This window comes from Pseudoalteromonas sp. 5Ae-yellow, from assembly GCF_014077565.1.
Lineage (GTDB): Bacteria > Pseudomonadota > Gammaproteobacteria > Enterobacterales > Alteromonadaceae > Pseudoalteromonas.
Map to the genome: position 1 here is coordinate 1 of NZ_JACGWD010000006.1, position 14,478 is coordinate 14,478.

General features: G+C 38.2%; 13 protein-coding genes, 1 tRNA gene and 1 pseudogene. 4 read left to right on the forward strand and 11 right to left on the reverse strand.

Going from position 1 to position 14,478, the window contains the following annotated elements; genetic code table 11:
* Window positions 1-94, forward strand: a pseudogene (locus H4J63_RS02755) (IS5/IS1182 family transposase); the annotation flags it as partial.
* Between the two features lie 350 nt (window positions 95-444).
* Here H4J63_RS02755 and H4J63_RS02760 read toward each other — a convergent pair.
* The 4 genes from H4J63_RS02760 to H4J63_RS02775 form a co-directional block, all read right to left on the reverse strand.
* Window positions 445-521: transfer RNA gene (locus H4J63_RS02760), tRNA-Ile, on the reverse strand.
* A gap of 247 nt (window positions 522-768) precedes the next feature.
* Complete coding sequence (locus H4J63_RS02765) at window positions 769-1,275, reverse strand: hypothetical protein (protein ID WP_182194423.1); 507 nt, start codon at window positions 1,273-1,275, stop codon at window positions 769-771.
* 379 nt (window positions 1,276-1,654) lie between these two features.
* Window positions 1,655-1,813, reverse strand: a complete 159-nt coding sequence (locus H4J63_RS02770) for a YqaE/Pmp3 family membrane protein (protein WP_002957822.1) — start codon at window positions 1,811-1,813, stop codon at window positions 1,655-1,657.
* A 72-nt stretch (window positions 1,814-1,885) separates the two neighbouring features.
* Window positions 1,886-2,452, reverse strand: a complete 567-nt coding sequence (locus H4J63_RS02775) for a BON domain-containing protein (protein WP_165735438.1) — start codon at window positions 2,450-2,452, stop codon at window positions 1,886-1,888.
* 328 nt (window positions 2,453-2,780) lie between these two features.
* Here H4J63_RS02775 and H4J63_RS02780 point away from each other — a divergent pair, with 328 nt between their 5' ends.
* On the forward strand, window positions 2,781-3,443 hold the full coding sequence (locus H4J63_RS02780) for a LiaF domain-containing protein (RefSeq protein ID WP_182194426.1): 663 nt from the start codon (window positions 2,781-2,783) through the stop codon (window positions 3,441-3,443).
* A gap of 38 nt (window positions 3,444-3,481) precedes the next feature.
* Here H4J63_RS02780 and H4J63_RS02785 read toward each other — a convergent pair whose 3' ends face one another.
* Window positions 3,482-3,898, reverse strand: coding sequence for a VOC family protein (locus tag H4J63_RS02785; protein ID WP_182194428.1), 417 nt, complete (start codon window positions 3,896-3,898; stop codon window positions 3,482-3,484).
* A gap of 243 nt (window positions 3,899-4,141) precedes the next feature.
* Here H4J63_RS02785 and suhB point away from each other — a divergent pair, with 243 nt between their 5' ends.
* Window positions 4,142-4,945, forward strand: a complete 804-nt coding sequence (gene suhB, locus H4J63_RS02790) for an inositol-1-monophosphatase (protein WP_002957826.1) — start codon at window positions 4,142-4,144, stop codon at window positions 4,943-4,945.
* Between the two features lie 53 nt (window positions 4,946-4,998).
* Here suhB and H4J63_RS02795 read toward each other — a convergent pair whose 3' ends face one another.
* The 6 genes from H4J63_RS02795 to queA all read right to left on the reverse strand — a co-directional run bounded on the left by H4J63_RS02795 (window position 4,999) and on the right by queA (window position 11,651).
* Complete coding sequence (locus H4J63_RS02795) at window positions 4,999-5,808, reverse strand: ABC transporter substrate-binding protein (RefSeq protein WP_182194431.1); 810 nt, start codon at window positions 5,806-5,808, stop codon at window positions 4,999-5,001.
* A 303-nt stretch (window positions 5,809-6,111) separates the two neighbouring features.
* Window positions 6,112-7,059, reverse strand: coding sequence for a protein translocase subunit SecF (gene secF, locus H4J63_RS02800; protein WP_002957828.1), 948 nt, complete (start codon window positions 7,057-7,059; stop codon window positions 6,112-6,114).
* A 9-nt stretch (window positions 7,060-7,068) separates the two neighbouring features.
* The gene (secD, locus tag H4J63_RS02805) at window positions 7,069-8,928 is read right to left on the reverse strand and encodes a protein translocase subunit SecD (protein WP_002957829.1); all 1,860 of its coding nucleotides are present in this window, start codon (window positions 8,926-8,928) and stop codon (window positions 7,069-7,071) included.
* 19 nt (window positions 8,929-8,947) lie between these two features.
* Window positions 8,948-9,283, reverse strand: coding sequence for a preprotein translocase subunit YajC (gene yajC, locus H4J63_RS02810; protein WP_002957830.1), 336 nt, complete (start codon window positions 9,281-9,283; stop codon window positions 8,948-8,950).
* A gap of 25 nt (window positions 9,284-9,308) precedes the next feature.
* Window positions 9,309-10,436, reverse strand: a complete 1,128-nt coding sequence (tgt, locus tag H4J63_RS02815; protein WP_002957831.1) for a tRNA guanosine(34) transglycosylase Tgt — start codon at window positions 10,434-10,436, stop codon at window positions 9,309-9,311.
* Window positions 10,437-10,619: 183 nt separating this feature from the next.
* Window positions 10,620-11,651 carry a tRNA preQ1(34) S-adenosylmethionine ribosyltransferase-isomerase QueA gene (queA, locus tag H4J63_RS02820; protein WP_182194433.1) on the reverse strand — a complete coding sequence of 344 codons (1,032 nt, stop codon included), beginning with the start codon at window positions 11,649-11,651 and terminating at the stop codon, window positions 10,620-10,622.
* A gap of 186 nt (window positions 11,652-11,837) precedes the next feature.
* Here queA and H4J63_RS02825 point away from each other — a divergent pair, with 186 nt between their 5' ends.
* The gene (locus tag H4J63_RS02825) at window positions 11,838-14,369 is read left to right on the forward strand and encodes a GGDEF domain-containing protein (protein ID WP_182194436.1); all 2,532 of its coding nucleotides are present in this window, start codon (window positions 11,838-11,840) and stop codon (window positions 14,367-14,369) included.
* Window positions 14,370-14,478 lie beyond the last annotated feature (109 nt).

Here is a 14,478-nt window from a genome sequence, read left to right on the forward strand (position 1 = left end):
GATAGCCACGCGGTATGAAAAGCTTGAACGAAATTATCATTCAATGCTCGCTTTAGCATTTACTATGATGTGGCTACCAATGTGGGCTGATTGATATATGTACTACAAAGATCAACAGCCCCTAGTTAACTCTTGTAGTTTTGAGCAATAAAAGTAATCGCTAATAAGTAAAAAGCTCCAACAGGGGCTTTTTTTGTATCCTGAAATCAGATGCAGCTCATTGTCATTTACAAAACAGAGCATGAATGGCGTCCGATCTAACGCTGGAACTTAATAGTGCATTCGCACTATTTCAAATTTAAGAGAGCTTAGCTTAATCTATGGATTATCTTTATTTAAATTATATTTATTATTAGGGGTAAAAAAAGAGTAATAAATTACACGATATTAAATTTATGTAGCTTTAAATAATTTGAGTAGGTATTTTTGGAAAGTTTGTAAAAGTGGTGGCCCCTCCCAGACTCGAACTGGGGACCTAACGATTATGAGTCGTGTGCTCTAACCAACTGAGCTAAGGGGCCAACTTTTATATAACTGCAAGACAGTTAATTTTTGAAGCGTTTAGTCACAGAGCGACTAAAGCGGACTGCAGTATAAAAACTTTTTAGGTGCTTGTCACTACCAAAAACCTTTATTTTAATAATCAGTAAGCTAACTGCTTAAATAGTAATCTTTTAGGCGGGTATAAACATAAAACGTAAGATATCTTCCACTATATTCTCTGCACTAAATTATAAAAACCTTCCTTCAACATGTAGTCTTTTATATTTAACGCTCTATTTTTTTAAGTAAAGCTAACATATATGTGTAGGCATACAAGGCTGTAAAAAATATGCTTGGAGCTACTGTAAGTGCCAAATTAGGTGTCTCATTAATTACATTCACTATAATCACTAAGCTCGATTGAACAGTAATCGGAATAATAGGCGAAAAAAGTACACCTGCTATTTTTTTGTTACCTAAATACGAGGCGCTAGAGTTAATTGCATTATTGAAGCTTTGTCGTATTGCTACGTTTTGTGGTGTTTTAGAATGAAACATACAAATAATTGGAGTTACAAACGCAAGCGTTACATAACTAGACTTATACTTGTTGACGACCTTTTCTAAAATAAAGGTAAAAAACAGTGTTACAAATCCACTATACAAACCTTGCACTAATGCAGCTTGAAGCGTGACCGATTTAGCAATATCTGCCGAACTGTTTGCCCAGTAGGCCCAACTAAAATAAAAAACGAATGACACAACGCCTGACAGTATAAGTCGAATATTCAATTAGCTACCTCAATATGCGTAAAAACTCGGTTTAATGATAACACTAGAAGTGATGGTAATATTGCCACTTAATAATAGAGTAATTAATCGCGTATTGTAGATATATAAATAAACTAATGTTAAAGATTTCCTAAATGGCATCAATACAGAATCAGAACACTACTGTTAGTTAGAAAGCTTAATTGAAGTAAACGATAGGTGTGGCTGAGGGAATGTTGGGAGTGAGTTACATGAAATAAATCACTTAGTTTGAGTAAATTAAAAATTAGATTTTGATAATAAATATTTACTTTAAAAACTAATATTGTGAGCCGATCAGTACTGAAGTTTTTATTTAGCTAAACCTCAGTAGTCGGCTTACACAATATATAATCTGTCATTATTTTTTCGCAATAATGTAGATCGCATGTATTAACCCTGGGAAATAACCTAACAGTGTTAATAAAATATTTAACCAAAAATGCATACCTAAGCCAACTTGCAAAAATACACCTAATGGCGGCAATAAAACTGAAAGTATTATACGAATAATATCCATGATTAAACTCCATTTAAATTAAGCATTAAAAAGGCGTAAAGCCCAGTGTTAGTGGGCCTTAACTATAATGTGTTATTCAGCAGTAATAGATAGTTTATCAACTACGTCACGAACATCTTCAGCATTTTTAGCAATTTTAACTGCTAGTTGTTTTTCAGCTTCAGACTCTACTGAGCCATTCAGAGTTACTATACCGTTGTCGGTATCAACATCGATGTCTGTACCACCAACTTCTGAATCAAACAGGAAGCGAGTTGTGATTACAGTGGTGATTTTAGCGTCCGTTAGGTCGTTATCATCATCGTCCATCATGTCTTTGCTTCTATCCTTTGTGTCCATGCTTTTAACAACGGTAAGGCTGTTTTCAACATCAGATACGCCATCTAGGCTAAGTACAAGTTCTTCTGCTAGCTCTTTATCAAGCTCGCTATTAACTTTACCTGTAAGTACTACCTTGCCATTTTTTACATCAGTGTTAATGTCAAAGTTGTTTAGATTAGTGTTCATAAGTAGAACTGTTTCTGCCTTACCATCAATCCAAGCATCTTTACTTTCGTTTTCCCAGCTGTTTGCTTGGGCACCCATAGCCGTAGTACCAAGAACTAGAGCTGCGATAATAGATTTGTTAAATGTTTTCATAATCTTTCTCCTTTTGATTAAAGACACTTTAACTAATGCGAGCTTTAGGCCAACTTTATTTATATATATATTTCAATAACTTGATGTAATCCTGGGATAAGGCACTATCTATAGCTGTGTAACTATTTACAGGCTACTCGGTAAAACTTTCTCAAATAGTGAAAATAACTAGATAATTGCATTTTTGGTTAATCTATCGTTAATATAACAAAACATAAAACATCATTAAAAATTAAACCATTGATAATTAAGATTATTATATTTGGTGCGTGCTTTGCATATAAACATCAGAAGCAGTATTAATAGCAAACATAATAAGGAATGCCCCATGTCTGTAAAAGTCGAAGACCGCCCAATAGAGCAAGTACGCGAACAAGTAATTGATCAATTAATTTATAATTACAGTCATGGGGTGATTTCTGTTGATGCATTTGAGAGACGCTTAGATAACGCGATGGATGCACTTAATAACGAAGCTCTTTTAGCCTTAGTAGAAGATTTAACACTTAATACTGATCAGCAATATAAAGCAGAAAAACAATCGCAATTTACACCACATTATAGTGCACAACAAAACAGTGATGATGATTTTACATTACGCAGCATTTTAGGCTCTAACGAGCGAAGCGGTCAGTGGGTCGTGCCAAAGAATATATATTTGAGTAACTTTATGGGATCGGTGGTGCTAGATTTTACCGATGCCATTTTTGCGCATCAAAATGTAACTATTCACGTTAACTGTATTTTTGGTAGTGATGAGATTTACGTACCAGAGCATGTAAATGTAGTGTCTAAAATGTTTTGTATTTTAAGTAGCCTTGAAAATAAATCTGTGTCGCTTAACAAACGCCAAGGTCCTACTATTCACATTGAAGGAAAGGCAGTAATGGGCTCAGTCGAAGTAAAAATAAAGCGCACAATTAAAGAAAAATTTATGAGCTTTGCTAATGAGCTAAAAACACAACTTGGCGCTGGAAATAATCGTTCATAAAGCCTCGTTAAGCACCGCACTTTGCGGTGGTTAACCTATTATAAATCGTTATTTCGCTCACTCGGGATATCACTTAAATATTCTACAAATTCTACTTCAAACCCTGCGGGGTCAACAAAATAAACATTCTTTCTAAAAGGGTTCTCACTACCTTGCTTACTTAGAGTAAAACCCGCTTTATTTAAGCGCATTACTACTGCGCTTAAATTATTAGTTACATAAGCAAAGTGTGCAAAACCAACTTGATGGCCCGATAAGCTTCTGTTTTCAGCCTCACCATGATCGCTTATCGCAATATAATGCGTGTCATCCCCAAAGTGTACCCAGCGTCTTGGTTTTCCATGCCAATCGCCTCTGCCCTCACTTCTAATCGACCAATGTGGAAATACAGCGCGATAAAATGTAAGCATACTATCTATATCACTCGCGACTAAGTTTACGTGCTCTAAATACATAATGTTATCCTATCAGTTAAGTTAGGAGTACGATAAAACCTCAAGTTAACTTTAGGTAAAGTGTTATTTAAATTTAATTTATTTAAATGCAGATAATTATTTTTTAAAAATATATAAACTTTTCAATCTTGTATAAAAAACAAACACAAGTATTTGGGGTTTATTGTTTACTTTATGGCAAAAGTCGCTAAAATACGCCGGCTGAAATATATAAACGTTCTTTTACAACCCAAAGGTAATACCATGCATCCAATGTTAAACATTGCGGTTCGCGCTGCGCGCAACGCAGGCAAAATTTTACTTCGCGCAAGTGAAGATTTATCAAAAGTTGAAGTGCAACAAAAAGGCGCTAACGACTTAGTAACTAACATTGATAAAGAAGCCGAAGCCGTAATTCGTGACACTATTTTACAGTCTTACCCTACTCACTCAATTGTTGGTGAAGAACTAGGTGAGCATAAAGGCAAGGATGATGATTACCAATGGATTGTAGATCCTATCGATGGAACAACTAACTTCATCAAAGGTATCCCTCATTACGCGGTTTCTATCGCACTTAAAGTTAAAGGTCGTTTAGACCAAGCTGTTATTTATGATCCAATTCGTGGTGAGCTTTTCACTGCATCTCGCGGTCAAGGCACTCAGTTAAACAGTAAACGTCTACGCGTTAGCAAAACTACGGTTCTTGCAGGCACTGTACTTGCTACTGGTTTCCCTTTCAAAAACAAGAACCACATGGATGCATACACTGAAGCGTTTAAAGCATTATTTGTACACACTGCTGATATTCGCCGTGCAGGTTGTTCTGCTTTAGATATGGCATACGTTGCAGCTGGCCGTGTTGATGGATTTTTTGAAATTGGTTTAAAACCTTGGAACTCTGCTGCGGGCGAACTAATGGTTAAAGAAGCGGGCGGTATGGTTGTAGATTTCGCCGGTGGTAATAACTATAACCACAGCGGCAATATTATCTGTGGTTCACCAAAACTGACTCAAGCAATTATCCGCGAAATTCGTCCAGTATTAACTGAGTCGTTACTTCGCTAATTAAATGCTATTAATAGCATACTAAAAAGGAGCCTAGGCTCCTTTTTTTGTGCCTAAAAATAAGGGTTATCGAGCTTAATCTCTATTGTTTTACCTTTTTCGTAAGGTAACGAGTTTAAATCTTTTGCGAAATATTCATCAAATAAAGCATCAAACTCGCCATTTTCTTGCATTATCTCAAGCCCTTTTTTAATTGCCACTGCAAGCTCTGGCTTACTATTTGATACAAAATAATAAAACCCTGTTGGATAACTCATATATAAATTAGGTACTATCACTAGGTTACTTTGTTTATTTGCCGCTAGCTCTGAATTAACCTCGATAAATGAACGTGGGAAGTAATCAATACGCCCTGCACTTGTTAAGGCAAACATAGCCTGATAATTTGCAAACGGCCTTATATGCAGGCCATTAAACGCCATTATTTTTGTATCAGGCCAATCATGACCTTGTACCGCAGAAAGCCTACCTAACTGCTCTAAGCTAGTAACACCTTTAAATCTAGCAATGCTGTTCTTACTTGTTAATAGCGCCCTTTTACCTATGTAGCCTTTAAATAATGGGATTTTAATCGCAATAGCTAAAGACTCTCTTTCGGGGCTGCTCATACTCCAGTATAAATCTAAATTTTTTGTATCTAGTGCTATTAAAGTACGTTGTTGATGGGGATGAATTAAAACGGGGTTAATCTCTGCAGGGTATTGTGCGCTCACCAATGCTTTTTCTAATAGCTCGTTAAGGTAGTCGTCACGAGCATATTGCACACGCTGCTCCTGCGCTACATTTACGATATTTACCTCACTCGCTAAAGCGCTGCATACAAACAAACTTACTACGTTAATCAAATACTTTAATGGCAACATAATTATCACCCTAGTTATTATCGGTAGTTTTAACAGTTATTATTAATAGTTTAAATTATCGCGTTATTTAAGCTAAACAGCTTCCAGCGCCTAAATATAAGATGACGATATTATGATTAATAACCGCGCTATTAATACTTATTTTAAATACATAGTACGACGTTACACTCATGGCGTGCTCTACAAAGTTAGCACTGTTTATTCATACTTGCACAGTAAAGCTAAAACAATCGTGAGCACAAATATATTACAGGCAATAAAAAACCGCCCAATGAGCGGTTTTTTAAAGTAGTTACAAAACCATTACGGCATAGCGTCTTGGTCTGCGCCTTCTTTTTCTATCACTTCAGGTATTAAATCTTCTTTGCTTACGCCCATTGCTATAGCAACAGAGCTTGCAACATAAATCGAAGAATAAGTACCAATAAACACACCAAACAGTAATGCAGTTGCAAAACCATGAATGGTTTGTCCGCCCCATGCAAACAAGGCAATCAATACTAAAATAGTCGTGATTGATGTTACAAGTGTACGGTTAAGTGTTTGCGTAAGTGAAATATCAATAATTTCTATCGTATCGTCAATGCGTACCTTACGGAAGTTTTCACGTATACGGTCTGATACAACAATCGTATCATTGAGTGAATAACCAATTACCGCAAGAATTGCCGCTAATATAGTTAAATCAAACTCTAAACCTAATACCGAAAATAAACCCACAGTAATGATAACATCGTGTAGTAGTGCACCTACCGCACCTACTGCAAAGCGCCATTCAAAACGAAACGCAACGTAGATTAAGATACAAATAAGCGCAGTTAACATGGCAAGGCCACCCTGCTCTTTTAAGTCTTCACCTACACTTGGGCCTACAAATTCAATACGGCGCATTACTACGCTGTCGTCTGCTTTTTTAAGTGCATCGATTACTTGGTTACCAATTACTTCAGCTTTTACATCGCTACCGCGTGGTGCTAAGCGAACTAAAATTTCTTGGCTTGAACCAAATAGCTGCACTGATGCATCAGCAAAACCATTATCAGCTAGTGCATCACGTACTTTTTTAAGGTCAGCCGGTTGTGAAAAACCCACTTCTACCGCAGTACCGCCGGTAAAATCTAAACCAAAGTTTAGGCCTTTGATAAAAATTGATGCAAACGACGCTAAAATTAGTAGCGTCGAGAAACCCATAGCCACTTTTCGAAGAGACATGAAACGAAGGGTTCTACTACCCAAACTTAAAATTTGCATGTCTGCTCCTTAAATCGAAAGTTTATCAATGCGTTTACCACCAACAAATAAGTTGATTACCGCACGGGTACCAACGATGGCTGTAAACATTGAAGTTAAAATACCAATCGCAAGTGTCACTGCAAAGCCCGCAATCGGACCAGTGCCCACTGCAAACAGTATAATGGCAGCAATTAGTGTCGTGATGTTGGCATCAAATATAGTGCTAAATGCGCTATCGTAACCAAAATGAATCGCTTGTTGAGGGCTACGGCCATCGGCCAGCTCTTCACGAATACGTTCAAAAATAAGTACGTTAGCATCAACCGCCATACCTACCGTTAATACAATACCGGCAATACCTGGTAGCGTAAGTGTAGCGCCCGGAATTAAAGACATAACACCTACAATTAGTACTAAGTTAGCCGCAAGCGCAAGGTTTGCAACCATACCAAAACCTTTGTAGTACACAAGCATAAACACAAGTACAAACGCAAAGCCAAGTGCAACCGCAGTCATACCCGCTTCAATATTTTCTTGTCCTAAGCTTGGACCTACTGTGCGCTCTTCAACAATTTGAATTGGCGCTACAAGTGCACCAGCACGAAGTAGTAAACTTAAGTTATGTGCTTCTGCTGGGTTATCAATGCCAGTAATACGGAACGAGCGATCAAGACGGGCTTGAATCGTTGCTACGTTAATAACTTCTTCAACCTTAATAGGCGGAAGCGCTTTACCGTCTGCATCTTTTTTACCTGATGGCTTGTACTCAATGAATACCGTTGCCATACGCTTACCAATAGCACGCTTGGTAAAGGCATTCATTTTTGCCCCACCTTTGCTATCTAGCGTAATACTTACTTGCGGACGTTGGTATTCATCAGCGCCAGATTGCGCGCCCGTAATATGGCTACCCTCTAAAATAATACGCTTTTTAAGTACAACAGGGTAACCGTCGCGGCTCATGATCATTTCAGTACCCGCTGGGATACGACCTTGGGCTGCAGCGCTAATATCTGCGTTTTCGTCTACTTCACGAAATTCAAGTGTTGCTGTCGCGCCTAAAATTTCTTTAGCACGTGCAGTATCTTGAATACCTGGTAGTTGAACAATAATACGCTCAGCACCTTGGCGTTGTACGTTAGGCTCTGCAACACCAATTTGGTTGATACGGTTACGAATAATCGTTTCATTTTGCTTGATAGCGTAGTCACGAATTTCTTTGAGTTTTTGCTCACTCATTGTCGCAAAAAATGCTTTATCGTTACTGCTGTCATCAATGTAGACATTTAGCGGGTAGCGAGTTTCTAAGAAACTCTCTGCAGCATTTTTGTCTTCTTCGGTACGCATTTCTACACGCATACGATCGGAGCCTGCTACACGGCGAACACTACGATAACGTAGTTTTTCTTCGCGCAGGTCACTGCGAAAATCTTGTTCCATTTGCTCAAGCTGGTTATCAACCGCTGTTGCCATGTCGATTTCCATGGTGAAATGTACGCCACCACTTAAATCAAGACCTAGCTTCATAGGGTTACCACCAACCGCTTTTAACCAAGCTGGTTGAGCAGGTGCCATATTAATAGCAGAAATGTAATCATCGCTCAGCGAATCACGCAGTAAGTCATGCGCTTTAAGCTGCTCTTCAACATTTTTTAAACGAACTAAAATTTGTCCATCTTCAAGTATTGTCGATTTAGCGGTTACATTATTTGTTTTAAGGATTGCGTTTACTTTGTCTACAACACTGAGATCTACATCAGCGCCTTTAGCACCTGAAACTTGTATGGCCGGATCGCGACCATACAAGTTTGGAGAGGCATATAAAAGGCCAATGGCTACCACAGCTAAAACAAGTAAATACTTCCAAACTGGAAACTTGTTTAACACGGGGTCGTCCTTATTATTTTTATAGCGACTTCATTGTGCCTTTTGGCAATACTGCAGATACTGCAGATTTTTGTACTGTAACTTCTGCTTGCTCGTTTAAAGAGATAACGATGAAATCTTTCTCTTCAGAAATTTTCACAATTTTACCCACTAAACCGCCTTGGGTAAGTACTTCATCACCTTTAGCCATCATACTCATTAAGCTTTTGTGCTCTTTAACGCGCTTAGCTTGTGGGCGGTAGATTAAAAAGTAAAAAACCAAACCGAAAATAGCTAACATTATTAGCATTTCCCAACCACCGCCTGCCGCAGGTTGACCAGCTGCTGCGTGTGCATTTGAAATAAATAAACTCATGATACTTCCTCTTTAATTTTAAAGTTTAATTTTTTATATCTGCTAACTCTGGCACATCTTGGCCTCGGCGAGCATAAAAATCTTGTACAAATTCTTCTAATTTACCTTCGCTAATTGCATTACGTAAACCTTCCATAACACGTTGATAGTAACGTAAGTTATGAATTGTGTTTAGTCGCGCACCTAAAATTTCGTTACATTTATCAAGGTGATGCAAATAAGCTCGTGAATAGTTTTTACACGTATGGCAATCACACTCAGGGTCAAGTGGCCCTGTATCTGTTTTATGCACTGCGTTACGTATTTTTACTACACCCGTGGTAATAAATAAATGGCCGTTACGCGCATTACGTGTTGGCATAACACAGTCAAACATATCAATACCACGGCGAACCGACTCAACTAAGTCTTCTGGCTTGCCTACACCCATAAGGTAACGAGGCTTGTCTTCTGGCATTTTAAACGCACAATGATCAAGGATATTCATCATTTCGTTTTTAGGCTCACCTACTGATAGGCCGCCTAATGCATAACCGTCAAAACCAATTTCTTCAAGACCAGCTTGTGATTGTGCACGTAATTCTGGGTACATACCACCTTGGATAATACCAAATAAAGCAGATGGATTATCGCCATGCCCTTCTTTTGAGCGCTTAGCCCAACGAAGAGATAACTCCATAGAATCTTTAGCTTCTTTTTCAGTTGCTGGGTATGGCGTACACTCGTCAAAAATCATAACGATGTCTGAGCCTAAGTCGCGCTGTACTTCCATCGACTTTTCAGGCGACATCATAATTTCATCACCATTTACTGGAGATTGAAATAAAACGCCTTCTTCAGTGATTTTGCGCATTGCGCCTAAGCTAAATACTTGAAAACCGCCTGAGTCAGTTAAAATTGGGAAGTCCCAATTCATAAAGTCGTGTAAATCACCATGTTGTTTAATGATCTCAGTACCTGGGCGAAGCATTAAATGAAAGGTATTACCTAAACATATTTGCGCACCAGTGGCTTTAACTTCATCTGGCGTCATACCTTTTACAGTACCGTAAGTACCAACAGGCATAAAAGCAGGTGTTTCTATTACACCACGGTCAAAAATTAAGCGGCCGCGGCGCGCTTTTCCGTCAGTACAATCTAATTCAAATTTCATATCATCCTCAATGTCGGAAAAACAGTCCAACAAGCTATAATTTAACCGCCTGATTCTACCCTTTTTGCCTCACTAATACTATTAGCTGCGATAAATTCAGTTTTGCCAATTGCCGCAAACAAAAACCCCAGCAACTAAGCTGGGGGTTTTAATATATTCGACTGAGTATTAAACAATATTTTGTTACTTACGTGTTAAAAACATCGCGTCGCCATAACTAAAAAAGCGGTACTGCTGCTCTATTGCAGTATTGTAAGCGCCCATAATATTGTCTTGGCCGCTAAATGCGCTGACTAACATTATAAGCGTTGATTCTGGTAGGTGAAAATTTGTGACCATGGCATCAACAACATTAAATTGATAACCCGGAAAAATAAATATATCGGTATCACCAAAATACGTGTCTAACTTGCCGCCGTGAACTTTAGCAGCCGACTCTAATGAGCGAACTGAAGTTGTGCCTATCGCAATTACACGCCCACCATTTGCTTTAGTTTGCGCAACAGCTGCAACTACGTCATCAGGTACTTCTATGTATTCTGAGTGCATTACATGCTCATCAACACTATCAACTCGTACCGGCTGAAAAGTACCAGCGCCAACGTGTAGCGTAACAAAAGCCATATTTACGCCTTTATCTTTGAGTGCTGTCATTAACTTATCGTCAAAATGTAGACCTGCAGTTGGTGCTGCAACTGCACCTGGTTTTTCACCATAAACAGTTTGATAACGCTCACGGTCAGCATCGGTATCAGGTCGGTCAATATAAGGAGGCAGTGGCATATGGCCAATATCATTAAGTATATCTAACACGTTTTGGCTATGATCGAACTCAAGCTCAAATAAAGTATCGTGGCGTGCAACCATTATTGCCTTGGCTTTGCCTTCTAAAATAACTTCGTTACCGAACTTAAGCGACTTGCTTGCCCGTACATGCGCAAGTACGCGATGCTCATCTAATACCCGCTCTACAAGTACTTCAACTTTTCCGCCTGAAGCTTTTTGACCAAACATACGTGCTGGAATAACGCGTGTATTGTTAAAGACCAATAAATCGCCTTCGTTTACTAGATCAAGTATATCGCTAAACACTTTATGTTCTAAAGTTCCGCTTGGGCCATCTAAAGTGAGTAGACGGCTGCTGGTTCTGTCCGCTTTAGGAAAACGAGCTATTAATTCATCAGGTAAGTCAAAGCTAAAGTCAGCCACGCGCATAATTAGTAATCCACATCATTTAAAATCGCGCCAAGTGTATATGTATCGGATATTAAGCTCAAGAAATCAGCCAAACTTATAATGTCTGTTTGCGTGTTTGCCATTAAATTCTCTTGTTCTTATGGTTAAATGTCACTATTCTTATTCGGCTAAATTATTATAAGTTATATTAGGGGTGTTCAACTCGTGCCAAACCAGCTTAAATTGCTAATATTAAACGCAAGTAGTGCTGAACGTCGCGCGATTAAGGGCACTTTAGAGAGCTTAAATGTATTTACCTTTATTGATGCCCAAGACAGCCAACAAGCTTTAAAGCTTTTGAAACAACACCCTGTTGATATTATAATAACGGGCATTAATGTTGGTAAAATTGATGGCTGGCGCTTTTCTAGGATGATCCGCTCAGGATTATTAAAAACACCAAAAAACACACCAATCTTACTTATTCCGCCAATTTACTGTGAGCGGATTGCCGAAACAACAGCCCGAAGCTATGGGATAGATGCTGTGCTACCGTTTGAGCACAAAGATATGCTCCCTCAAGTACTTGCGAATGTTTTATCTACTCACTTAGAAAAAAGTAGCCGGCTAAACTTATTATTATTAGAGCCACTTCAAAATACGGCCGACAAAATTAGTGAACAGTTAAAGTTAAACTTTGCTATTACTCACGTTACCTCAGCTAAAGCAGCACTCAACGCTTACAACCAACAGCAGTTTTCAATTGTGCTACTCGATGCCACTACATTAAGTGCAGGGAGCTCGAGTGTACTCGTTGAAGAAATACTACAGCACAATTCTAAACAAGCTATTGTTACGATTATAGAAAGTGATGATGCTGATTACGCTGAGCAGCTTTTGCTCTCTGGTGTTACCGATTTTATTAGAGCCCCATACGACCCTTCATTTTTAAATAAAGTGTGTGACCACGCCGCACGACGTGAAGATTTTATGGTGAGTTATGCTGAGTTTGCTTACAAAGTAGAGCAGCTTAGCGTGAGCGAAGTGCGTTACAAAGAGTTATTTTCGGCTCATCAGCGTATTTTATTGCATTTGAATACGGTTGTTTTAGAGCTTGATCAGCAAGGGCATATTCGTTTTATTAACCCTGCATGGGAGACATTAAGCGGTTTTGGTGTTAAATCATCACTACAAACCCCATTAAGCGTTTATTGTAATAACGAAGATAAAGGAAGACTAAATTATACTATTAATGACATTTTACATGGTGGCGAGCAACAGCAACAAATAGAAGTAAAGCTCACCCATAAAAATGGCAATTTAATTTGGGTCGAATGCAGATTACAGCTAATCAAAAATAGTCGTAATAACGCGACCATAACCGCCACTATCGACAACATACACGAACGTAAACAAGCAGAGATCCAACTACGTCATTTAGCACACCATGACCCATTAACTGGTTTACATAACCGTTATTACTTTGATCAACAGCTTAATAAAATATGCCAAGATAAATACACGTATGATGGTATAGAGCATGCTGTTATTTATATTGACCTCGATCACTTTAAAATAATAAACGACAGCAAAGGTCACCACCAAGGTGACATAGTATTAAAAGAAGTGGCGCAATTATTTAAAGCAAATATTGGCGAAGACCATTTGGTGTGCCGAATAGGCGGCGATGAGTTTGCAGTCATACTTACCAATATGAATTTACTGGATGCACACCTTATTGCTGAAGGTGTGTGCAGCGCAATAGAAAAACATGCTTTTAAATCAGAAGATCAGATATACACAATTAGCTGCTCTATCGGTTTAACTCAAATTACGACACAAAACAATGACCCTAATGAATGTTTAAAACAAGCCGATATTGCTTTGTATATTGCCAAAAATTTAGGGCGTAACTTAGTACATTGCTATTCAAAAGAGGGCGCCCAAAACAATACACTTCAAACTGGGCTTGAATGGGGTCACGAAATTCGCCAAGCACTGCAGCAAGATAATATTGAACTGCATTACCAACCTATTTGGGATTTTAAAGAGTGTAAAGTTGCTTATTTTGAAGCGCTCTTACGCTTAAAACTCAAAGGTGAACTTGTATACCCAAATCAATTTATTCCCTCTTTAGAGATGCTTAACGACACATTTTTGATGGATCAATGCGTTATACGTAATGCCGTTGCTTGTGTGTCTAAGCACCCAGAGTTAAACCAAGTTGCTATCAATTTGTCAGCACAATCATTTTTAGATGAACGCTTACTGCCATTAATTGAATCAAATCTTGAAAAGTATAACGTGCCCGCTTCGCGGATAATTTTTGAAATAACTGAATCTGCGAGTATTAATAACTTAAAAGCCACTCGTAAAATGATCGAGAAGCTTAATAGCTTAGGCTGTCATTTTTCTATCGATGATTTTGGAACTGGCTTTAGTACATTTAATTATTTAAAGCAGCTTCCGGCACAGCATGTAAAAATTGATGGCTCATTTGTAAGTGGCATGCTTAATGACCCTATAGACTTAGCGTTAGTAAAAGCAATAAATGATATTAGTCGGTCTCTCGGTAAGCTTTCTGTAGCTGAGTACGTTGAAAACGAAGAGATATTTTTTGCACTAAAAGAGATAGGTGTTGATTATGGACAAGGCTACTTTATTGCACGCCCAATACCTGTTGAAAAAGTAAAAGATGAACTTGAAAAAATTTCAAAAAATAAAACGTTTTACCAACAACAAGCTAGCCTAAAATAAACAAAATTAAACAATTTGTTACTACCAATATTACTTTTCTTGCCTATACTTTCAGTATCAAATGAAAAATGTCGTATCTTTTAATGCATTTCACTTTAAAAACATGACA

What these genes read in the sequence shown, in the direction of transcription:
- H4J63_RS02775 (WP_165735438.1), bottom strand. Translation starts at nt 2,452, where the DNA reads ATGAAAACATTTAACAAATCTATTATCGCAGCTCTAGTTCTTGGTACT.
- H4J63_RS02795 (WP_182194431.1), bottom strand. Translation starts at nt 5,808, where the DNA reads ATGTTGCCATTAAAGTATTTGATTAACGTAGTAAGTTTGTTTGTATGC.
- H4J63_RS02770 (WP_002957822.1), bottom strand. Translation starts at nt 1,813, where the DNA reads ATGGATATTATTCGTATAATACTTTCAGTTTTATTGCCGCCATTAGGT.
- queA (WP_182194433.1), bottom strand. Translation starts at nt 11,651, where the DNA reads ATGCGCGTGGCTGACTTTAGCTTTGACTTACCTGATGAATTAATAGCT.
- tgt (WP_002957831.1), bottom strand. Translation starts at nt 10,436, where the DNA reads ATGAAATTTGAATTAGATTGTACTGACGGAAAAGCGCGCCGCGGCCGC.
- yajC (WP_002957830.1), bottom strand. Translation starts at nt 9,283, where the DNA reads ATGAGTTTATTTATTTCAAATGCACACGCAGCAGCTGGTCAACCTGCG.
- H4J63_RS02780 (WP_182194426.1), top strand. Translation starts at nt 2,781, where the DNA reads ATGTCTGTAAAAGTCGAAGACCGCCCAATAGAGCAAGTACGCGAACAA.
- suhB (WP_002957826.1), top strand. Translation starts at nt 4,142, where the DNA reads ATGCATCCAATGTTAAACATTGCGGTTCGCGCTGCGCGCAACGCAGGC.
- secF (WP_002957828.1), bottom strand. Translation starts at nt 7,059, where the DNA reads ATGCAAATTTTAAGTTTGGGTAGTAGAACCCTTCGTTTCATGTCTCTT.
- H4J63_RS02785 (WP_182194428.1), bottom strand. Translation starts at nt 3,898, where the DNA reads ATGTATTTAGAGCACGTAAACTTAGTCGCGAGTGATATAGATAGTATG.